Origin of the sequence: Citrobacter sp. ANG330, assembly GCF_047467925.1 — a bacterium.
Classification (GTDB): domain Bacteria; phylum Pseudomonadota; class Gammaproteobacteria; order Enterobacterales; family Enterobacteriaceae; genus Citrobacter_A; species Citrobacter_A amalonaticus_G.
The window spans coordinates 90,263-111,994 of the sequence record NZ_JASJUI010000012.1 but is presented as its reverse complement, the minus strand read 5'-3'; the positions used below and the strand labels follow the sequence as shown (position 1 = coordinate 111,994).

The window sequence follows — 21,732 nt, the reverse complement described above, 5'->3', positions numbered from 1 at the left end:
CATCTTCAGCTTTGCAGGACGACCTGCAAACGCTTCTCTCACCGGGGACGGCCCCATTTCTCTGGAGCCTGATATGTCCTGGATAATCTTATTAATCGCCGGTTTGCTTGAAGTTGTTTGGGCGGTGGGGCTGAAGTATACCCACGGTTTTAGTCGCCTGACGCCGAGTATCATCACCATTGCCGCAATGATTGTCAGTATGGCGCTGCTTGCGTGGGCGATGAAAACGCTACCCGTGGGCACCGCGTACGCCGTATGGACGGGGATTGGCGCCGTCGGTGCTGCCATCACCGGTATACTGTTACTGGGTGAATCCGCCAACCCCATGCGTCTGGCAAGCCTGGCATTGATCGTCGTCGGTATTATTGGTCTGAAATTAAGCACCCACTAAGTACCGGGTTGCTTCACCCAGATTAGCTTACTGACATCAAACCCTTCCCGGGTCGCGACGGCCAGCATCTGCTGCTTAATTTCCTCAGAAATTGTTGGCGTGCGGGCGAGTATCCACAGGTAGTCGCGATCCGGGCCGCAGACCAGCGCGTGTCGGTACTCTCTGTCGAGCGCGATAACGTTATACCCGCCGTAGAAAGGCCCAAAGAACGAAACCTTCAGCGCGGCGCGGCTCGGGTCACCGGTAAAATAGGCTTTTCCTTCACTTTGCTGCCATCTGTTCCTGTCAGGGTTCCAGCCTTTATTGATGACATTAAGGCCGCCGTCATCGCGCTGACTGTAGGTCGCCGTGACCTTATCCAGTCCGCGTTCAAAGCGATGATCAAAACGGGCTATTTCGTACCAGGTTCCGAGATAGCGCTTAGCATCGAAGTTATTTACCACCGTGACGCCCTGTGGTGGTGTGGGGGTACTACAAGAGACAACCAGAAACGCAGCGGTTACAGCAGCAACGATGGGGAGCAGGCGCATAGTTTTATCCTTAGGGTGTTTTTTCCTAAGTGTAGAACCTGGCGGGGGAAATAATGGCGGGAATGAAAAAAACGCCCTCTTATCAGCAGACAAGAGGGCAGATTACGTTAGACAGACAGAATGCCAATCGCCGTGACGACGGTCAGGATTGCCGCCAGACCGTAGAACACCCATTTGCCAGCCGGCACATGGATTTTCAGGTCATGCATTGCGTGGTGCATACGGTGTAAGCCACACCACAGCGGCAGGACAATCATCAGGAACAGGAAAGCACGGCCGATAAAGCTCTGAGCAAACGCCAGAACGCGCTCATAGCTCAGGGCATCGCCCGGGAACAGACCCAGCGGCAGCAGAATCCCCACCAGCAGAACCATCACAGGCGCGATAATCGCACCCCACATACCGCCTGCGCCAAACAGACCCCAGAATACGGGTTCGTCAGAACGTTTTGGATTTGGATTAATCATCCCGGACTCCTTACCAGAACAGGGCAACAAACAGTATGACTACGGTCGCCACCACAGTAACCGCCCAGAGACCTTTGATGATCGGCTCTGGCCCCATTTTTTCGTCTTTTACGATGATGTTGGCGGCTTTCGGCGCCAGCTCAAACCAGGTTTTGGTGTGCAGCAGCGCTGCCGCCAGGGCGATCACGTTGAGGATCACCACCACCGGGTTTTGCAGGAAACTCACGAAGCCTTCCCAGGATTCCACGCCGTGCTTCAGCGCGAACAGGCCGAAAATCAGCTCAATGCTGAACCAGACTGCCGGAACGGCTGTGCCTTCGCGCAGCATGTAAAAGCGATAAAACGGCAATTTTTTCCACCAGGTGGACGTCATCGGCCGCACATAGGGTTTGCGTTTAGTCGTCATGTTGCACTCCTTAGCGTGGTTTCAGGGTAGCGATAAGAAAGTCTTTCGAGCTTTCTACTTTACCCTGCTGAATGGCAGCCGCCGGATCGACGTGCTTCGGACAAACTTCGGAGCAGTAGCCCACGAAAGTACAGGTCCATACGCCGTTCGGGCTGTTCAACTGTGCCATACGCTCCTTCTTACCGTGGTCGCGGCTGTCTTCGTTGTAACGATGCGCCAGGGTAATTGCAGCCGGTCCGATGAACTCAGGGTTCAGGCCAAACTGCGGACAGGCGGCATAGCACAGACCACAGTTGATGCAACCAGAGAACTGGTGATACTTCGCCATCTGCGCCGGGCTCTGGATATTTGGACCCTGATCCGGCGTACGCGGGTTACCGATGATGTACGGCTTAATCGCTTCCAGACTTTCGATAAAGTGCGTCATATCGACGACCAGATCGCGTTCAATCGGGAAATTACCCAGCGCTTCCACCTTCATACCGTTGGTGTAATCACGCAGGAAGGTTTTGCACGCCAGTTTTGGTACGTTGTTGACCATCATGCCGCAGGAGCCGCAGATCGCCATACGGCAGGACCAGCGATAGCTCAGATCTGGCGCCAGGTTATCTTTGATGTAACCCAGCGCATCCAGCAGTGACGTGGTTTCATCATAAGGCACTTCATAGAAAGCACTGTGCGGCGCGGTGTCGGTCTCAGGGTTATAGCGCACCACCTCAACTTTCAGGTTTTTCATCTCAGCCATTAGCCTTCTCCTTCTTATCGGCTGCTTCCGCTTCGCCACCGTAAACACGTTTTGCCGGCGGCAGCGTGGTGATTTTCACGTCGCTATAGTCGAGGCGAGTCGTGCCATCAGCATCGCGGAAGGCGAGAGTATGTTTGAGGAAGTTGACGTCGTCACGTTCGGTGCAACCTTCGTCCAGACGTTGGTGTGCGCCGCGTGATTCCTTACGCGCCAGCGCGGAATGCGCCATACACTCAGCGACGTTCAGGCCGTGACCCAGCTCGATGGTGTACAGCAGATCGGTATTGAATACGCTGGAGGTGTCGGTAATGCGAACGCGTTTGAAGCGCTCCTGCAGTTCGGCCAGCTTATCCACGGTTTTCTGCATGAGTTCCGGTGTACGGTAAATACCGCAACCTTCTTCCATAGAAAGCCCCATTTCGTCGCGGATCTTCGCCCAGTTCTCGTTACCTTCCTGGTTGACCAGGTCTTTCAGACGTTGTTCAACGCCGGCAACCTGTGCGTCAAGGGCGGCGTCGTTAGCGGTGCCCGCTGTCGCTGCGCGCTCCATCGCCTGCTCGCCTGCCAGGCGGCCAAAGACCACCAGCTCAGCCAGAGAGTTAGAGCCCAGACGGTTCGCGCCGTGCAGACCCACAGAAGAACATTCGCCGACGGCAAACAGACCTTTGATGCGGGTTTCGCAGTTCTGATCGGTTTCGATACCGCCCATGGTGTAGTGTGCGGTCGGACGCACCGGAATCGGTTCTTTCACCGGATCGACGCCCACATAGGCTTTCGCCAGTTCACAGATGAACGGCAGACGTTCCAGCAGTTTCTTCTCGCCCAGATGACGCAGGTCGAGATGAACAACATCGCCACGCGGCGTGGAGATGGTGTTGCCTTTACGCCATTCATGCCAGAAAGCCTGAGAAACTTTGTCGCGCGGACCGAGTTCCATGTATTTGTTTTTCGGCTCGCCCAGCGGGGTTTCCGGACCCATGCCGTAATCCTGCAGATAACGGTAGCCGTTTTTGTTGACCAGAATACCGCCTTCACCACGGCAGCCTTCGGTCATCAGGATACCGGAACCAGGCAGACCGGTCGGGTGATACTGAACAAATTCCATGTCACGCAGCGGAACGCCGTGGCTCAGCGCCATGCCCATGCCGTCACCGGTCACGATGCCGCCATTGGTGTTATAGCGATACACACGGCCTGCGCCGCCAGTCGCCATCACTACCGCGTTAGCACGGATCTGTACCAGCGTGCCTTCCATCATGTTCATCGCCACCAGGCCGCGAGCATGACCATCATCGACCAGGATATCGAGGACGAAGTGTTCGTCAAAGCGTTGGATCTGCGGGAACTGCAGAGAGGTCTGGAACAGTGTATGCAGCATATGGAAGCCGGTTTTATCCGCAGCAAACCAGGTACGCTCAATCTTCATCCCGCCAAAGCGACGAACGTTGACGCTGCCGTCTTCGCGACGACTCCACGGACAGCCCCATTGTTCCAGTTGGGTCATTTCGGTAGGACAGTGGTGGACAAAATAATCCACGACATCCTGTTCACACAGCCAGTCTCCGCCCGCTACCGTATCGTGAAAATGGTAGTCGAAGCTGTCATGATCCTGGGCGACAGCAGCTGAGCCCCCTTCAGCAGCCACGGTGTGACTGCGCATTGGGTACACTTTTGAAATCAGTGCGATTTTCGCATTAGGATTTGCCTGCGCTGCGGCAATTGCAGCGCGTAATCCCGCGCCACCGGCGCCTATAATGGCAAGATCGGCTTGAAAGGTTTGCACGACATTCCTCCAGATTATTGTAATTTCGCCACCACATATTTCGGGTAAAACCCCTGAAACAGGTGGGGTGCGAATGCGTTTCCACTGCTCCTTTATAGGTACAACAGTATAGTCGTTGCTATGTGTGGGAAATTTGACGTGTTCGATTTTTTTAGCGTGTCAGAGGCCGGAATTATCAGTGATCTTGATTAATTTAATTACTAAACCATCGGTTTACGGTTTTTTAACTCTTCAGCCGTGCCGGAGTATTCCTGAGCAAAATTTGTTTCATTGCCGCGTTACGAGTAGACTTCGTGCCCTTGTCTTAAACTGGAGAAAGAACCATGAGCGAAACGGCAACCTGGCAGCCGAGCGCGTCTATACCTAACCTGTTAAAACGCGCGGCAATTATGGCGGAAATTCGTCGTTTTTTTGCCGATCGCGGCGTGCTGGAGGTTGAGACGCCCTGCATGAGCCAGGCGACGGTCACAGACATTCATCTGTTCCCGTTCGAAACGCGTTTCGTCGGCCCCGGTCACTCTCAGGGGATGAACCTCTATTTAATGACCAGCCCGGAATACCACATGAAGCGTCTGCTGGTGGCAGGGTGTGGTCCGGTCTTTCAGCTGTGCCGTAGCTTCCGTAATGAAGAGATGGGGCGTCATCACAACCCCGAATTCACTATGCTCGAGTGGTATCGTCCCCATTACGACATGTACCGTTTGATGAATGAAGTGGATGATTTGCTGCAGCAGGTGCTCGAATGCCCGGCGGCAGAGAGTCTTTCGTATCAACAGGCGTTCCAGCGTCATCTGGAAATTGATCCGCTGTCTGCGGATAAAACGCAACTGCGTGAAGTCGCCGCAAAGCTGGATTTAAGCAACATTGCCGATACTGAAGAAGATCGCGATACCTTACTGCAACTGCTGTTTGCGATGGGCGTTGAGCCGCACATTGGCAAAGATAAACCGACGTTTGTGTATCACTTCCCGGCAAGCCAGGCATCACTGGCGCAGATCAGCACTGAAGATCACCGTGTGGCAGAGCGTTTTGAGGTCTACTACAAAGGGATTGAACTGGCAAATGGCTTCCATGAATTGACGGATGCGCGTGAACAGCAGCAACGTTTTGAGCAAGACAATCGTAAGCGTGCCGCGCGCGGACTGCCGCAGCAACCGATCGATAACAATCTGATTGAGGCGTTGAAGGTTGGGATGCCGGACTGTTCTGGCGTCGCACTGGGCGTGGATCGTCTGGTGATGCTGGCGCTGGGGGCGGAAAGCCTCTCGGAAGTGATCGCGTTTACCGTCGATCGCGCATAACGCGTCTTGCCTCTCCGGGCGCCCGATACGAATTCGTTATCGGGCGCCCAGGACGATTTACAAACTCCCCGCCGGGCGACTTCTGCCTGCTGAGCTTAATGTTCTTCCCGTTTGTCTGCCGTTCAAACTTTCCAGACGCATCTGGAACGGCGGGAACGGCATATCGATACCGTGCTCACGGAAGCCCGCCAGTATCAACTGGTGGATTTCATGGCGTAGCGGCATGCGGTGACCCATCTCAGCGGCGTAGATACGCAGTTCGAAGATCTGAATCCCCTGTTGTAAGTCCACAAGGAAGACCTCTGGTGCCGGGTTATCGATGACCAGCGAGCAACGATGCGCGGCGGTCAGCAGGATCTGCGTAACTTCTTCGCTGTTCACATCGGACGGGGCCGGAATGGTCAGCACCACGCGCGTCACGGAATCGGACAGTGACCAGTTGATGAACTGCTCGGTGATAAACGCCTTGTTCGGCACAATAATCTCTTTGCGGTCCCAGTCGCTGATGGTCGTCGCACGGGTATTAATTTTCGTTACGCTGCCGGTCAGATCGCGAATGGTTACCGTGTCGCCAATACGAATCGGTTTTTCAAACAGGATAATCAGGCCGGAGATAAAGTTGGCAAAGATCTCCTGCAAACCAAAGCCCAGCCCGACGCCGAGTGCTGCCACCAGCCATTGCAGTTTCGACCACTCAATCCCAATCATCGAGAAGCCCACCAGGCCGCCAATCAGCATCAGCAGGTACTTGGTGATGGTGGTAATGGCATAACCCGTACCCGGTGTGAGATCGAGGTGCTGCAGCAACGCCAGTTCGAGAAGCGCAGGCAGATTACGCACCAGTTGGGTGGTGATGATAAATACCAGAATCGCGATCAGTACCGCGCCCAGCGTAATCGGTTCTAAACTTTCCACACCCTGCACGGTAGACGTGACATCCCACAGCGAGATGTTTTCGAGGAAACCAAAGGCGGAGTGAATTTCCGACCACAGCACAATCACCGACAGCAGGGCGATCAGCATCAGGATGGAACGCACCAGACGGAGCGACTGGGCGCTGATGGCATCAAGATCGACTTCGCTCTCGTCAACGTCAATGGCCCCTTCGAGGCTGGTTGAGTGAGGCGGTTCTTCTTCCCCACGGGCGCGCTGGGCCAACATTTCCGCACGACGGTGTTTAGCGCGATCAAAAGCCAGTCTGCGCCGCTGAATCAGCATCCAGCGGCGAATGACGTGGTAAATCACCAGCAGCAGGAACCAGATGGCGACGGAGGTTTCCAGCCGCGCCAGCAGCGCCTGCGATGTCGCCAGATAACCCACGGCGGCTGCCAGTATCGCCACCACCGGTGCGCCTGTCATCAGGTTCCACAGCATGCTGTTCACCATGTTATCGCCGCTGCCTTCTTTATCGAGATAGAGCGGGATCCCGGCTTTTTTCAGGCTCAGGGTAACCAGAGCCAGCGCGCCGCAAATCAGCATAAAGCACAGGCGACCGAGCGAGCCGGAGAACTCACGATCGTTGAGATTATCAAACATGATGAGCGCCATGATTAGCGGCACGATAAGCCCGATACTCATCAGGTAATAACGCATCGCACGCGACACACGTTCGCGTGGCCAGCCAAAGTGGGCGATGAACAGGCCATTGGGCCGGGCAAATGCCGCACAAATCATCACCACCCACAGCAGCGGTACCGTCGCCGTGACGCCATCGCCTATCGCGACGGCAAGCGGATAAGGCCAGGCCTCGCGCAGCCCGTAACCCAGCGTCATCCATAGCACCGGCAATGGCGAGGCCACCAGTATCGACCAGAACACGGTACGCAGCGTCAGCCAGAAGTGATCCTGCGTCACCTTGCCCACTCGGGCGGCGGAACGTTCCAGAAAACGGGTGAAGTGGCGACGCGAGTAAATGCTGAACCCGACCAGAATCAACGCGCCAAACAGCGGCAGCAGGGTATCCCTGCTGGTCAGCATCATAAGGCTGGCCTGACCTAACTGACTGAAGGTGTCGAGTGAGATCAGCCGACGCAGATCCTGCACGATATCTATCGGCCAGGAGAAAGACATCGGGCGAACGTCAGAGGTCCAGAACAGATAGCGATGAGTCGCTTCATTCACCTCTTTCAGCGCATCTTCAAGCTGGCTATTGGAGACCTTCAGCTTGGTCAGTTCGAGGATCAGCGTGTCACCGCCCTGTAACAGCGAATTGAGCAACTCGCGTTGGGTGCGCAGTTGCGCCTCAAGAATACGATTTTGTTCCGCAGTCAGTGGTTGCCCGTCCGCCTGATGGAGCTGGCGCAACTGGGGTTGCTTATTAAGCTGATCTTCGTAGCGCAGACGCTGGACGCGCAGTTGCGCCATTTCGGTGTCCAGTTGCTGGGGTTTAGGCATTTCCGGCAGACGCGCTACCTGAGCGCGTAGCGCTTCACCCAGCAGGTTAGACGAACCTAACCACTGCGACTGTTCACGCAGCGTCGTCAACGCCTGACGGACCTGCTGAGTCTGGCTGGCGGCCTGACGTTGCTGAGAGGCGACGAGATCCATGCGCTGAGCCTGCTGATTCAGCGCGGCTGACAGTTCCCGGTTCACTTTGAACTGGGCGACAATATCCGGCGGTAAATCGGCGCTGTTCTCTGCCAGTAGCTCGGTGCTCTCCAGCGCCCGTTCGGCTTCACGCTGGCGCTGGCTGTTGAGCTGATTGCGCAGCGCCTGTAAATACGCATCGAGTTGCTGGCTCTGTTTTTCCGCCAGTTCCGAGCGCATACGCGCCAGTTCCTGACGGTTGTTGGCCGACAACTGCGCCAGCTCCAGCTCATCAACCAGCGCTTTCAGGCGGGCGGATTCTGCCTGCATGCTGAAATTTTGCGCCTGATTGAGTGGAGTGTTGCCGGTGGCGCTGCCAATACGGCGTTCAATTTCGTTGAGCTGTCGGCGGGCATCGGTCTGCTGTTGAGGCAGTTGGCTTAGCGAGTCGGCAATCTCACGGGCGCGCTCTTGCTCCTGCTGGGCCTGACGGCTCTTTTCCAGCAACTGGCTGCTGACCTGGAGGATTTCCTGATTCAGCACATCGGTCGTCATGCCCGGCGATACGCTGCGGGGTTCATCGCGCAGGTTGGTTAACTGCGCGCGCAGACTGGCGGACATTTTCGGGAAATTATCGATAACCTGTTGATATTGCTGTGCGCGTTCGAGAGAAGCTTTACGTTCCTCGAGCGCGTTCAACGCAGACTGAAGAGCTTCAACAACATCAGGCTGGGCAGGCTTTGCGGATTTCGCCTGCTCCAGTTCCTGAGTGATTTGTTTGGCGTCGGGGGCGGTTGCAGCGTACGCCCCCTGGCTGAGGCACCAGGCCATCAGAAACGCGATAATCAGGCGCACAGCAACGTCCTTCTACTATTAGGTTTCTTTCTTATCGTCGACCAGCGGACTGGCGTCGTGTTCAGCTTTAATCTCTTCTTCTGGCAGAGGTGCAGGCTCGGCATCGACTGGCGTAACGAACGTCTCTGTGGAGATCGCCAGCGGCTGACCAATTTTGGTTACGGAAAGACTTTCAAGCTGCTCGACCAGATTCACTTTACCTGGCGCAAACAGGTTGATTACCGTGGAACCCAGCTTGAAACGGCCCATTTCCTGACCCTTCAACAACGCCACGGAGCCTTCGCTTTCTCCGGCAGGCCAGGTCCAGCGTTTGATCACGCCCTCGCGCGGCGGCGTTATGGTTCCCGCCCAGACGGTTTCGATACTGCCAACAATCGTAGCACCGACCAGAATTTGCGCCATTGGGCCGAACTCAGTATCGAACAGGCAGATAACACGCTCGTTACGGGCAAACAGGTTCGGGACGTTCTGAGCCGTCAGATGATTGACCGAGAACAGATCGCCCGGAACATAAATCATCTCACGCAGGATCCCATTACACGGCATATGCACGCGGTGGTAATCACGCGGGGAAAGATAGGTGGTCACGAACGAACCGTTACGGAAAAGATCCGCCATCAGGTAGTTACCTGCCAACAGCGCTTCAAGGCTGTAGTTATGGCCTTTGGCCTGCAGGATCTTATCTTCTTCGATATCACCTAACTGGCTAATCACGCCGTCAGCCGGCATGACCAGCACGTTCGGATCGGTATTCAGCGGGCGAACGTCGTCACGCAGTGGGCGGACAAAGAAATCATTGAATGAGCGGTAGCTGGCGGTATCCGGCTTCTGCGCTTCTTTCATATCGACCTTGTAGTACTTCACGAACAGATCGATAACCAGTTTAGTCAGCCATCCTGCTCGTTTGCTCGCGCCCCAACCCGCCAGGCGAGTGAGCCATAGTTTCGGCAGAATGTACTGTAGCGAAAGTTTAAATGAGTTTAACAAGGTAGCCTCCAGGCTATTGTTTTGTCGTTCCTGACCCGGCGTTCTCACCGGATCCTGAAAAAGGAGGACGATTCTAGCGATGCTTAGCTTAGTTGTCAGTCATCGGTATCAGAAAAGTTTTTACGCGTTTTTACTTGCGACATGCTTTCGAGAATACGGTGATAATTTTCGAAACGGGTTTCCGCAATTTTCCCGTCTTCAACCGCCTGACGGATGGCGCAGCCTGGGTCGGCGTCATGCTTACAGTCACGATATTTACACAGTCCAAGATAGTCATGAAATTCGACAAAACCGTGGGTGATTTGTTCCGGTTCCAGGTGCCACAGGCCGAATTCGCGCACGCCAGGGGAATCAATGACATCGCCGCCGTGCGGGAAGTGATAGAGGCGCGCTGCGGTGGTGGTGTGCTGTCCCAGACCGGAGTTGTCAGAGACATCATTGGTCAAAATGGCTTCCTGCAGACCGAGCAATGCGTTAAGCAGGCTGGATTTTCCGACGCCGGACTGACCGGCAAAGATGCTGATGCGCCCGGTTAGTGCGTCTTCTAACGGCTTCAGGCCATCCTGAGTATGGCTGGAGACCATCAATACGCGATAACCAATATTGCGGTAGATATCCATCTGCTCATTCACAAAAGCCATGCTTTCGTCATCCAGCAGGTCGATTTTGTTAAGCACAATGATCGGTTCCACCTGCAGCGTCTCGCAGGCCACCAGATACCTGTCGATAATATTGAGCGACAGCTCCGGTAAGATGGCGGAGACAATGACAATCTGGTCGATATTGGCGGCGATCGGTTTTACGCCATCGTAAAAATCCGGGCGCGTCAGTACCGAGGTACGTTCATGCACCGCCTCGACGATGCCTTTGACGTTGACCCCTTCCGCCGCCGCTTTGCCGGGACGCCAGACCACGCGGTCACCGGTCACCAGTGAGCGAATCGTCCGACGAATGTTGCAGCGATGAATTTCACCGTCCGCAGATTCGACGTCGGCATGCATGCCAAAACGACTGATGACGATACCTTCAGCGGTCTCGCCAAACAGGTTGTCATCGTAGTCTGGCTTCTCCTTAGACGTTTTAAGACGACGCTGGTGATTAGCGTTCACGCGGCGCTGTTGGCCTTTGGAGAGTTTATTTTTACTCAATCGTACTGGCTCCTGGTCGCCCATAGTGGGCAAAACATCTATGATACACACAATTCTGTATGAGAGTAGTCACACTGAATGTGACGCATGAGGGGTGAAAAATAGCATGAGTGCCAATGAAAACAACCTGATTTGGATTGATCTTGAGATGACCGGTCTGGATCCCGAGCGCGATCGCATAATTGAAATCGCCACGCTGGTCACCGATGCCAACCTGAATATTCTGGCGGAAGGGCCGACCATCGCGGTTCATCAATCCGATGAACAACTGGCGCTGATGGATGACTGGAACGTGCGTACCCATACCGGTAGCGGGTTGGTGGAGCGTGTGAAGGCGAGCACGATGGGCGATCGCGAAGCGGAACTGGCGACGCTTGAATTTCTGAAAGAGTGGGTTCCGCCGGGTAAATCGCCGATCTGCGGAAACAGCATTGGCCAGGATCGCCGCTTTCTGTTTAAGTACATGCCGGAACTGGAGGCGTATTTCCATTACCGCTACCTGGATGTCAGCACGCTGAAAGAGCTGGCGCGTCGCTGGAAGCCAGAGATTCTGGACGGTTTCACCAAGCAAGGGACGCATCAGGCGATGGACGATATCCGCGAGTCGGTGGCGGAACTGGCTTACTATCGTGAGAATTTTATTAAGCTTTAAAGGTGGCTATGCCGGGTGGCGGCTTTACCTTACCCGGCCTACAGTTTACATCCGGGAAGCTTGCGTATACCGAAGATTGCCGCTAAATTACTCGCTTTGCTGATAAAATCGTCACTCAAACGAAATTCACAAAAAATTGCGTTTGAAGGGGTTGCAGGAGAAAGGATTTCTCGTATAATGCGCCTCCCGTAACGACAGAGAATTATGCGTTACGGCAGCAACAAATTTGCGGGAATAGCTCAGTTGGTAGAGCACGACCTTGCCAAGGTCGGGGTCGCGAGTTCGAGTCTCGTTTCCCGCTCCAAAATTTGAAAGTGCTTTTTAGCACGGACCACCCAATCGCAGAATTTCGAAGTGCGACAGCAGTTTGAAAGACGAAGATTAAGCGGGAATAGCTCAGTTGGTAGAGCACGACCTTGCCAAGGTCGGGGTCGCGAGTTCGAGTCTCGTTTCCCGCTCCAAAATTTGAAAGTGCTTTTTAGCACGGACCACCCAATCGCAGAATTTCGAAGTGCGACAGCAGTTTGAAAGACGAAGATTAAGCGGGAATAGCTCAGTTGGTAGAGCACGACCTTGCCAAGGTCGGGGTCGCGAGTTCGAGTCTCGTTTCCCGCTCCAAATTCTTATCTCCAGAAAATCAACCACAGTGCATTTTTGTATTGGGGTCGTTGTGTTTTGTCTCTGTCACACTATTGTGAACAGAGTTATCCACAGCCTCAGATTTTTCTACGGAATATCCAGATACTTCGAAAAGTAAATGGTTTCCTTGTAACTCTTTGAAATTGCTGGGAAAGAGAATATTTCAATTTGTTAATTCGATCACTTGACGATTTTCTCGTTCTTGAATAGCAATGTGTTTTTATTTTTATGCACAGCCTGTGGAAGATTCAGGCATCCCGTGGTAGTCCCTTTTCGATAGCATTCACCAGTCGCCTTTGCTTTGGTGATTGCACCTCGATCACGTCGGCGTTTCGCTTCGCGATCTGCTGCGCGATGGCCCATTCAATATGCTCATCAAGAAGTGGGTGCTCACCCCGGCGGCTTTCCAGCGCGGAAAGGACGGCGTCACTCCAGGGGGCGTTGCCGAGTGCTACCGCAATATTACGCAGCCAGCGCAAATGACCAATACGACGAATGGCTGACCCTTCGGTAATTTTTAAAAATGTGGCTTCACTCCAGGCGAACAGTTCTATCAACTCGGGCGCATGCAGTGCCTTGCGTGGGCTGAAGTCGTCTTCGTTAGTCAGTTGTGAATAGCGGTTCCATGGACAGATCAACTGGCAGTCATCACAACCGTAGATCCGGTTGCCCATAAGTGGCCGGAGTGCTTCAGGGATTGCGCCTTCCAGTTCGATAGTGAGATAGGAGATGCAGCGACGCGCATCCACCGTGTAAGGGGCGACAATCGCGCCGGTTGGGCAGGTGGTGATACAGGCGACGCATTTTCCGCATCCTTCCTCCACGGGAGCGTCAACCGGCAGGGGCAAATTAATCAGCAACTCACCAAGAAAGAAAAACGACCCGGCCTCACGGTTGAGGATTAGTGAGTGCTTACCCGTCCATCCAAGACCGGCTTTTTCTGCCAGCGGGCGCTCAAGTATGGGCGCAGAATCGACAAAAGGTCTAAAATTCAGCGAGACACAATGCTGTTGAATCATCTCGCCGAGCTTTTTGAGGCGGTTACGTAAAAGTTTATGGTAGTCGCGGCCAAGCGCATAGCGGCTGACGTAACCCAGCGTGGGATTTTTCAGCGTACGGGCAAACGCGGCGTGGGCAGGAAGATAGTTCATGCGCACACTGATGACGCGAAGCGTGCCGGGCAGTAGCTCATGAGGACGCGCACGCATCATACCGTGGCGCGCCATCCAGCCCATTTCCCCGTGGTATTGTTTGTCCAGCCACGCCTGCAGTTTGGGTTCGGACTCGCTCAGGTCGGTATCGGTAATACCAACCTGCTGAAAGCCCAGTTCCAGCCCCCACTGTTTAATTTTTAGCGCTAACTGATTGAGATCGAGGGGCTCTGACATGACGGACCATACAATGAAGAAAAACCCCATCAGTATACCACACTCCATCTGGCCCGCCGACGACATCAAACGGCTGGAGCGAGAAGCCGCTGACACGCTGGGGCTCACGCTGTTCGAACTGATGTTGCGCGCGGGCGAGGCGGTGTTTGACGTGGCACGCGAGTCCCGGCCTTATGCCCGGCGCTGGTTGGTGCTCTGTGGTCACGGTAATAACGGTGGCGATGGCTATGTGGTGGCGAGACTGGCGAAGGCAGCCGGGATTCTGGTCACCTTGATAGCGCAGGAGAGCGATAAACCGCTGCCCGAGGAGGCCGCACAGGCGCGTGAGGCCTGGCTGAATGCAGGGGGCGTAATTCACTCCCCGGCGATCGCCTGGCCGGAAAACATCGACCTGATTATTGATGCGCTGCTGGGGACCGGGTTAACCCAGGCGCCGCGCGAACCGCTGTCTACGTTAATCGAACAGGCAAACGCTCACCCTGCACCTGTTGTTTCGATAGATATCCCGTCCGGATTGCTGGCGCAAACGGGGGCGACACCCGGTGCGGTCATCAGGGCCGAACGCACGGTCACCTTTATCGTCCTGAAACCGGGCCTGCTGACGGGGAAAGCCCGTGATGTCACCGGGCGCATCCATTTTAATTCACTGGGTCTGGATGACTGGCTGGTAGGGCAAGCGGCACCGATAGAGCGCCTGGGACGTGCCCAGCTTGCGCACTGGCTTACGCCTCGCCGGGCAACGTCGCATAAAGGGGATCATGGTCGGCTGGTGGTGATCGGCGGCGATCACGGCACCGCAGGGGCGATTCGGCTGGCCGGTGAAGCGGCGCTGCGCGCCGGAGCGGGGCTGGTGCGCGTGCTGACGCGCAGTGAGAATATCGCGCCACTGTTGACCGCGCGTCCTGAACTGATGGTGCATGAACTGACGCCGCAATCCCTTGACGAAAGCCTCGCATGGGCGGATGTCATCATTATCGGTCCAGGTCTTGGCCAGGCGGAGTGGGGCAAGAAAGCGCTACAAAAAGTCGAGAATTTTCGTAAACCGATGGTCTGGGACGCTGACGCGTTGAACCTGCTGGCAATCAATCCCGATAAACGTCACAATCGCGTCATCACACCGCATCCGGGAGAAGCCGCGCGGTTACTGGGGTGTTCTGTTGCAGAAATTGAAAGTGATCGCTTACATTCTGCACAGCGTCTGGTAAAACGTTACGGAGGCGTTGCGGTGTTGAAAGGGGCGGGAACGGTGGTTGCCGCACAACCGGAGGCATTGGGAATTGTCGATGTCGGAAACGCGGGCATGGCCAGCGGCGGCATGGGCGATGTGCTTTCCGGTATTATTGGTGCATTGCTCGGACAGAAGCTTACCCCGTATGATGCAGCTTGTGCTGGCTGCGTGGCTCACGGCGCGGCGGCCGATGTTCTGGCGGCGCGTGCTGGTATGCGCGGCATGTTGGCAACCGATCTTTTTTCCACGCTACAGCGTATTGTTAACCCTGATGTGATTGACGTTTATCATGATGAATCGAGTAATTCCGCTACCTGACGAACAGGCAACATTAGACCTGGGACAACGGGTAGCCAAGGCCTGCAACGGCGCGACCGTTATCTATCTGTACGGTGATTTAGGCGCGGGTAAAACCACCTTCAGTCGGGGATTCCTGCAGGCGTTAGGCCACTGCGGTAATGTAAAAAGTCCAACCTATACGCTGGTCGAACCCTATTCTCTCGATAACCTGATGGTCTATCACTTTGACCTGTATCGTCTTGCCGATCCCGAGGAGCTCGAATTTATGGGGATCCGCGATTATTTTGCCAACGATGCCATTTGCCTGGTGGAATGGCCGCAACAGGGTAAAGGTGTACTCCCGGACCCGGATGTCGAAATACACATTGATTACCAGGCGCAAGGTCGTGAGGCACGCATCAGTGCGGTCTCCGCATCAGGTGATTCGCTGCTGGCGCGTTTAGCCGGTTAACCTTAAAGGTGGCGGGATGATTTATCGCATCAGAAAGGGGTTGGTAGCCATGCTGGTTCTGCTGTGCGCGCAGGCCGGAGCCGCCAGCCTCTCCGATATACAAGTCTCCAACGGTGAGCGTCAGGCGCGTATTACGCTCAGTTTTATGGGCGATCCGGATTATGCTTTCTCCCATGAGAGCAAACGAACCGTGGCGCTGGATATTAAGCAAACGGGGGTTATTCAGGGACTTCCGCTGATATTCAGCGGTAACAACCTGGTGAAGACCATTCGTTCCGGCACGGCGAAAGATCCCCAGTCGTTACGCCTGCTGGTGGATTTAACCGAAAACGGCAAAACCGAGGCGGTAAAACGGCAGAATGGCGGAAACTACACTGTCGTCTTTACCATTAACGCCGATACGCCTCCGCCACCACCACCCGCTCCAGTCGTCGCTAAACGCGTCGAAACGCCGGTGGTGACGCCGCGTCCGACTGAACCTGCACGAAATCCGTTTAAAACCAGCAACGATCGCACCACCGCCGTGATCAGCAGCAATACGGCGACGCGCCCTGCGGCCAGAGCGACATCCAGCAATGGTGACAAAGTGGTGATCGCCATTGATGCCGGGCACGGCGGGCAGGATCCCGGCGCGATCGGCCCTGGCGGTACGCGAGAGAAAAATGTCACCATCGCGGTCGCCCGTAAGCTGCGCACGTTACTGAATGACGATCCGATGTTTAAAGGCGTATTAACCCGTGACGGGGATTATTTTATCTCCGTGATGGGGCGCTCCGATGTGGCGCGTAAGCAAAACGCCAACTTCCTGGTGTCTATTCACGCCGATGCCGCACCCAACCGCAGCGCCACCGGAGCCTCCGTGTGGGTGCTGTCGAACCGGCGTGCCAACAGTGAAATGGCGAACTGGCTTGAAGAACATGAAAAACAGTCGGAGCTGTTGGGCGGCGCGGGTGATGTGCTGGCAAACAGCCAGGCCGATCCGTACCTAAGCCAGGCGGTGCTGGATTTGCAGTTCGGCCATTCCCAACGCGTAGGGTATGATGTGGCAACCAACATGTTAGGCCAGCTCGAACGGATTGGGTCACTGCATAAACGGCGGCCTGAACATGCCAGCCTGGGCGTTCTGCGCTCGCCGGATATTCCGTCGGTGCTGGTGGAAACCGGGTTTATCAGTAATCACAGTGAAGAACGTCTGTTGGCGAGCGATGCGTATCAGCAACAACTGGCCGATGCGATTTACAAAGGACTGCGTAACTACTTCCAGGCGCATCCGATGCAGTCGGCCCCGCAGGGAAGTGCGGCGCAAACCGCGAGCGCCGCTACGCCAGGTGAGTCGTTGATCAACTAAGGAATTTGCATGCCGATTCAGGTGTTACCGCCACAACTGGCGAACCAGATTGCCGCAGGTGAGGTGGTTGAGCGACCTGCATCGGTGGTCAAAGAGCTGGTGGAAAACAGCCTTGATGCCGGGGCAACGCGTATTGATATTGATATCGAGCGCGGCGGCGCAAAGCTGATCCGTATCCGTGACAATGGCTGCGGGATCAAGAAAGACGAACTGGCGCTGGCGCTGGCGCGGCACGCCACCAGCAAAATCGCCTCGCTTGACGATCTGGAAGCGATCATTAGCCTCGGGTTTCGCGGCGAAGCGCTGGCGAGTATCAGCTCGGTATCTCGCCTGACCCTCACGTCACGCACCGCAGAGCAACAGGAAGCCTGGCAAGCCTACGCCGAAGGGCGTGACATGGATGTGACGGTCAAACCGGCCGCGCATCCGGTGGGCACCACGCTGGAAGTCCTCGATCTGTTCTACAACACTCCCGCCCGGCGCAAGTTTATGCGCACCGAGAAAACCGAATTCAATCATATTGATGAGATCATCCGGCGCATAGCGCTGGCGCGTTTTGATGTGACGATCAATTTGTCGCACAACGGTAAAATGGTACGTCAGTACCGCGCGGTGGCGAAAGACGGGCCGCAGGAGCGTCGTCTGGGCGCCATTTGCGGTACGCCGTTTCTTGAGCATGCGCTGGCGATTGAGTGGCAGCATGGCGATCTCACCTTACGCGGCTGGGTCGCCGATCCCCATCACACCACGACGGCGCTGGCGGAAATTCAGTACTGCTACGTCAATGGACGCATGATGCGCGACAGGCTGATCAACCACGCGATTCGTCAGGCCTGTGAAGATAAGCTGGGCGCCGACCAGCAGCCCGCGTTTGTCCTGTACCTTGAGATTGACCCGCATCAGGTGGATGTCAACGTGCATCCGGCTAAGCATGAAGTGCGTTTTCACCAGTCGCGCCTGGTGCATGACTTTATCTACCAGGGCGTTCTGAGCGTGCTGCAACAACAGCTTGAATCGCCCTTGCCGCTGGAAGCTGAAGGCGAACCTGCGCCCCGGCACGTTCCGGAAAACCGCGTGGCCGCCGGGCGCAACCATTTTGCTGAACCAGCGCAGGCCCGCGAACCCGCGGCTCCGCGCTACGCCTCCGCGCCGTCAGCGGGCAGCAGCGCGCCGCGTCCGGCAGCGGCAAGCTGGCCGCATGCCCAGCCGGGCTACCAGAAACAGCAGGGCGAAGTGTATCGCCAGCTCCTGCAAACGCCGACACCTGCGACAAAATCGCCTTCGGCGGAACCTACTGCATCGGCGCTCGCGGGGCACAGTCAGAGCTTTGGCCGTGTGCTCACTATTGTGGGCAATGACTGCGCGCTGCTGGAACGCGAGGGGAACATTCTCCTGCTGGCGCTGCCCGTTGCAGAACGCTGGCTGCGTCAGGCGCAGCTTTCGCCGGGTGAGGGAAAGGTCTGCGCCCAGCCGTTGTTGATCCCACTGCGGCTAAAAGTTTCGGCGGATGAAAAGGTCGCGCTGGAAAATGCGCAGAGTGCGCTGGTGGAATTGGGGATTGAATTTCAGTCAGATGCCCATCATGTGACCATTCGGGCAGTGCCTTTACCCTTACGCCAACAAAATTTACAAATCTTGATTCCTGAACTGATAGGCTACCTGACGCAACAGTCAGCAAGTGAACCTGGCAATCTGGCGCAGTGGATTGCGCGTAATCTGATGAGTGAGCATGCGCAGTGGACAATGGCTCAGGCCATTACGCTGTTGGCTGATGTGGAGCGGCTTTGCCCGCAGCTCGTGAAGGCTCCGCCGGGTGGTCTGTTACAACCTGTTGATTTACATACGGCGATGAATGCCCTGAAACATGAGTGATATCAGTAAGGCGAGCCTGCCAAAGGCAATTTTTTTGATGGGGCCTACGGCCTCGGGCAAAACGGCGCTAGCGATTGAATTGCGTAAAGTTTTGCCAGTAGAGTTGATAAGCGTCGATTCCGCCCTTATTTACAAAGGGATGGATATCGGGACGGCGAAGCCGGACGCTGAAGAGCTAAAGGTGGCTCCGCACCGATTGCTGGACATTCGCGATCCGTCGCAGGCGTATTCTGCCGCGGATTTCCGCCGCGATGCGCTGGCGGAGATGAGCGAGATCACTGCGGCGGGGCGTATTCCGCTGTTAGTGGGTGGTACGATGTTGTATTTCAAGGCATTGCTGGAAGGTCTTTCGCCGTTACCGTCGGCAGACCCGCAGGTCAGGGCCAGAATTGAACAACAGGCGGCAGAGCAAGGGTGGGATGCATTACACCAGCAGCTTCAGACCATCGATCCGGTTGCGGCTGAGCGTATTCATCCAAATGATCCGCAAAGACTTTCCCGGGCACTGGAAGTTTTTTTCATTTCGGGTAAAACTTTAACGGAACTGACGCAAACGTCAGGTGATGCTTTGCCGTACCAGGTGCATCAGTTTGCTATCGCCCCGGCGAGCCGTGAGCTGTTGCATCAACGCATCGAACAGCGTTTTCATCAGATGTTGGCTTCAGGATTTGAAGCTGAAGTTCGGGCGCTTTTTGCCCGTGGAGATTTGCATACGGACTTGCCTTCCATTCGTTGTGTGGGATACCGCCAGATGTGGTCCTATCTTGAAGGCGAAATTTCATACGATGAAATGGTTTATAGAGGTGTTTGCGCCACGAGGCAGTTGGCAAAGCGCCAGGTAACCTGGTTACGCGGTTGGGAAGGAGTGCACTGGCTTGACAGTGAGAAACCTGAGCAGGCGCGCAACGAAGTATTACAGGTTGTTGGTGCTATCGCGAACTGAATGTGTACAATTAAGGCGTATCGTGCGCAATTTTCAGAATCGAAAGATTCAAAGTACAAATAAGCATATAAGGAAAAGAGAGAATGGCTAAGGGGCAATCTTTACAAGATCCGTTCCTGAACGCACTGCGTCGGGAACGTGTTCCAGTTTCTATTTATTTGGTGAATGGTATTAAGCTGCAAGGTCAAATCGAGTCTTTTGATCAGTTTGTGATCCTGTTGAAAAACACGGTCAGTCAGATGGTTTATAAGCACGCGATTTCTACTGTTGTCCCGTCTCGCCCGGTTTCTCATCACAGTAACAATGCCGGTGGCGGTACCAGCAGTAACTATCATCACGGTAGCGGCGCGCAGGGTTCTGCGGCGCAACAGGACAGCGAAGAGACCGAATAAGGTTTTTGGCTGTTTTACACACGGGGAGCCAGAATTTCTGCGTTCCCCGCTGATCTATATCGAGGGGTTGACGCTTGTTTGACCGTTATGACGCCGGTGAGCAGGCGGTACTGGTACACATCTATTTTTCGCAAGACAAAGATATGGAAGACCTCCAGGAGTTTGAATCTCTGGTCTCTTCCGCCGGTGTCGAAGCAATGCAGGTGATTACCGGTAGCCGTAAAGCACCGCACCCGAAGTACTTTGTTGGTGAAGGTAAAGCCGTTGAAATAGCGGAAGCCGTAAAAGCGACAGGCGCTGCCGTCGTACTCTTTGATCATGCGTTGAGCCCGGCCCAGGAGCGTAACCTGGAGCGCCTGTGTGAGTGTCGTGTTATCGATCGCACCGGCCTTATCTTAGATATTTTTGCGCAACGTGCACGCACCCATGAGGGGAAATTGCAGGTTGAGCTGGCGCAGTTGCGCCATCTGGCTACGCGTCTTGTCCGTGGCTGGACCCACCTTGAAAGACAAAAAGGCGGGATTGGTTTGCGCGGTCCGGGTGAAACCCAGCTCGAAACCGACCGTCGTTTATTGCGAAACCGTATATTGCAGATCCAGTCGCGCCTGGAAAAAGTTGAAAAGCAACGTGAGCAGGGGCGACAGTCGCGCATTAAGGCGGATGTCCCGACCGTCTCGCTGGTGGGATATACCAACGCCGGAAAATCTACCCTTTTCAACCAGATAACCGAAGCCAGGGTCTATGCGGCAGATCAACTGTTTGCGACCCTGGATCCGACGCTACGTCGTATTGACGTGGCGGATGTCGGGGAAACCGTGCTGGCGGATACCGTTGGGTTTATCCGTCATCTTCCGCACGATCTGGTCGCGGCGTTTAAAGCGACCCTCCAGGAAACGCGTCAGGCGACACTGCTGCTGCATGTGGTTGATGCAGCAGATGTGCGCGTGCAGGAAAACATCGACGCAGTGGATACGGTTCTCGAAGAGATTGATGCTCATGAGATCCCGTCCCTGATGGTGATGAACAAGATCGATATGCTGGATGACTTTGAACCGCGTATCGACAGAGATGAAGAGAACAAACCGATCCGCGTCTGGCTTTCTGCGCAGACAGGGGTTGGGATACCACAGCTTTTTCAGGCTTTGACGGAGCGGCTTTCCGGCGAGGTGGCGCAACACACGTTGCGTTTGCCACCGCAGGAAGGGCGTCTGAGAAGCCGTTTTTATCAGCTTCAGGCAATAGAAAAAGAGTGGATGGAGGATGACGGTAGCGTAAGTCTGCAAGTTCGCCTGCCGATCGTTGACTGGCGTCGCCTCTGTAAACAAGAACCGGCTTTGGAAGACTATGTTGTCTGATCTGACGGATATGGCCTGAAGATTT

General features: G+C 55.2%; 19 protein-coding genes and 3 tRNA genes. 13 read left to right on the top strand and 9 right to left on the bottom strand.

Features of this window, described 5'->3' with window-relative positions:
• Positions 1–73: 73 nt before the first annotated feature.
• Positions 74–391, top strand: a complete 318-nt coding sequence (gene sugE / locus QNN88_RS20605) for a quaternary ammonium compound efflux SMR transporter SugE (protein WP_042321373.1) — start codon at positions 74–76, stop codon at positions 389–391.
• Here the strand turns inward: sugE and QNN88_RS20600 are convergent.
• The 5 genes from QNN88_RS20600 to frdA all read right to left on the bottom strand — a co-directional run bounded on the left by QNN88_RS20600 (position 388) and on the right by frdA (position 4,322).
• Positions 388–921, bottom strand: coding sequence for a lipocalin family protein (locus tag QNN88_RS20600; RefSeq protein WP_414241844.1), 534 nt, complete (start codon positions 919–921; stop codon positions 388–390). The genes sugE and QNN88_RS20600 overlap by 4 nt on opposite strands.
• Before the next feature lie 107 nt (positions 922–1,028).
• A complete protein-coding gene (gene frdD, locus QNN88_RS20595; RefSeq protein WP_042999169.1) occupies positions 1,029–1,388 on the bottom strand; it encodes a fumarate reductase subunit FrdD in 360 nt (119 codons plus the stop codon).
• Positions 1,389–1,398: 10 nt separating this feature from the next.
• Positions 1,399–1,794, bottom strand: coding sequence for a fumarate reductase subunit FrdC (gene frdC / locus QNN88_RS20590; protein WP_414241843.1), 396 nt, complete (start codon positions 1,792–1,794; stop codon positions 1,399–1,401).
• 10 nt (positions 1,795–1,804) lie between these two features.
• Positions 1,805–2,539, bottom strand: a complete 735-nt coding sequence (frdB, locus tag QNN88_RS20585) for a fumarate reductase iron-sulfur protein (RefSeq protein WP_414241842.1) — start codon at positions 2,537–2,539, stop codon at positions 1,805–1,807.
• Entirely contained in the window at positions 2,532–4,322 is a 1,791-nt protein-coding gene (gene frdA, locus QNN88_RS20580) for a fumarate reductase (quinol) flavoprotein subunit (protein WP_414241841.1), read from the bottom strand. The genes frdB and frdA overlap by 8 nt, the downstream gene beginning before the upstream one ends.
• Positions 4,323–4,645: 323 nt before the next feature.
• Between frdA and epmA the strand changes: the two genes are divergently transcribed.
• Positions 4,646–5,623 carry an elongation factor P--(R)-beta-lysine ligase gene (epmA, locus tag QNN88_RS20575; protein WP_414241840.1) on the top strand — a complete coding sequence of 326 codons (978 nt, stop codon included), beginning with the start codon at positions 4,646–4,648 and terminating at the stop codon, positions 5,621–5,623.
• A 57-nt stretch (positions 5,624–5,680) separates the two neighbouring features.
• Here the strand turns inward: epmA and mscM are convergent, their stop codons facing one another.
• The 3 genes from mscM to rsgA form a co-directional block, all read right to left on the bottom strand.
• Entirely contained in the window at positions 5,681–9,004 is a 3,324-nt protein-coding gene (mscM, locus tag QNN88_RS20570) for a miniconductance mechanosensitive channel MscM (RefSeq protein ID WP_414241839.1), read from the bottom strand.
• A gap of 18 nt (positions 9,005–9,022) precedes the next feature.
• Entirely contained in the window at positions 9,023–9,991 is a 969-nt protein-coding gene (asd, locus tag QNN88_RS20565; protein WP_414241838.1) for an archaetidylserine decarboxylase, read from the bottom strand.
• 95 nt (positions 9,992–10,086) lie between these two features.
• The gene (rsgA, locus tag QNN88_RS20560) at positions 10,087–11,139 is read right to left on the bottom strand and encodes a small ribosomal subunit biogenesis GTPase RsgA (RefSeq protein WP_414241837.1); all 1,053 of its coding nucleotides are present in this window, start codon (positions 11,137–11,139) and stop codon (positions 10,087–10,089) included.
• Positions 11,140–11,245: 106 nt separating this feature from the next.
• Here rsgA and orn point away from each other — a divergent pair, with 106 nt between their 5' ends.
• The 4 genes from orn to QNN88_RS20540 all read left to right on the top strand — a co-directional run bounded on the left by orn (position 11,246) and on the right by QNN88_RS20540 (position 12,409).
• The gene (gene orn / locus QNN88_RS20555; protein WP_414241836.1) at positions 11,246–11,791 is read left to right on the top strand and encodes an oligoribonuclease; all 546 of its coding nucleotides are present in this window, start codon (positions 11,246–11,248) and stop codon (positions 11,789–11,791) included.
• A gap of 228 nt (positions 11,792–12,019) precedes the next feature.
• A tRNA-Gly gene (locus tag QNN88_RS20550) sits at positions 12,020–12,095 on the top strand.
• An 81-nt stretch (positions 12,096–12,176) separates the two neighbouring features.
• A tRNA-Gly gene (locus tag QNN88_RS20545) sits at positions 12,177–12,252 on the top strand.
• A gap of 81 nt (positions 12,253–12,333) precedes the next feature.
• Positions 12,334–12,409, top strand: a tRNA-Gly gene (locus QNN88_RS20540).
• Positions 12,410–12,678: 269 nt separating this feature from the next.
• Here the strand turns inward: QNN88_RS20540 and queG are convergent.
• The gene (queG, locus tag QNN88_RS20535) at positions 12,679–13,818 is read right to left on the bottom strand and encodes a tRNA epoxyqueuosine(34) reductase QueG (RefSeq protein WP_414241835.1); all 1,140 of its coding nucleotides are present in this window, start codon (positions 13,816–13,818) and stop codon (positions 12,679–12,681) included.
• Here queG and nnr point away from each other — a divergent pair.
• From nnr to hflX, 7 genes are all read left to right on the top strand, one after another.
• On the top strand, positions 13,817–15,364 hold the full coding sequence (gene nnr / locus QNN88_RS20530; RefSeq protein WP_414241834.1) for a bifunctional ADP-dependent NAD(P)H-hydrate dehydratase/NAD(P)H-hydrate epimerase: 1,548 nt from the start codon (positions 13,817–13,819) through the stop codon (positions 15,362–15,364). The genes queG and nnr overlap by 2 nt on opposite strands.
• Complete coding sequence (gene tsaE, locus QNN88_RS20525) at positions 15,336–15,797, top strand: tRNA (adenosine(37)-N6)-threonylcarbamoyltransferase complex ATPase subunit type 1 TsaE (RefSeq protein ID WP_414241833.1); 462 nt, start codon at positions 15,336–15,338, stop codon at positions 15,795–15,797. The genes nnr and tsaE overlap by 29 nt, the downstream gene beginning before the upstream one ends.
• A 16-nt stretch (positions 15,798–15,813) precedes the next feature.
• Entirely contained in the window at positions 15,814–17,145 is a 1,332-nt protein-coding gene (gene amiB / locus QNN88_RS20520) for an N-acetylmuramoyl-L-alanine amidase AmiB (RefSeq protein ID WP_414241832.1), read from the top strand.
• A gap of 9 nt (positions 17,146–17,154) precedes the next feature.
• The gene (gene mutL / locus QNN88_RS20515) at positions 17,155–19,017 is read left to right on the top strand and encodes a DNA mismatch repair endonuclease MutL (RefSeq protein ID WP_414241831.1); all 1,863 of its coding nucleotides are present in this window, start codon (positions 17,155–17,157) and stop codon (positions 19,015–19,017) included.
• A complete protein-coding gene (gene miaA, locus QNN88_RS20510) occupies positions 19,010–19,960 on the top strand; it encodes a tRNA (adenosine(37)-N6)-dimethylallyltransferase MiaA (protein WP_414241830.1) in 951 nt (316 codons plus the stop codon). The genes mutL and miaA overlap by 8 nt, the downstream gene beginning before the upstream one ends.
• Before the next feature lie 83 nt (positions 19,961–20,043).
• Positions 20,044–20,352 (top strand): RNA chaperone Hfq, encoded by a 309-nt coding sequence (gene hfq / locus QNN88_RS20505; RefSeq protein ID WP_061069555.1) that lies wholly within the window; start codon positions 20,044–20,046, stop codon positions 20,350–20,352.
• A gap of 74 nt (positions 20,353–20,426) precedes the next feature.
• On the top strand, positions 20,427–21,707 hold the full coding sequence (hflX, locus tag QNN88_RS20500) for a ribosome rescue GTPase HflX (RefSeq protein WP_042321426.1): 1,281 nt from the start codon (positions 20,427–20,429) through the stop codon (positions 21,705–21,707).
• Positions 21,708–21,732: the final 25 nt, after the last annotated feature.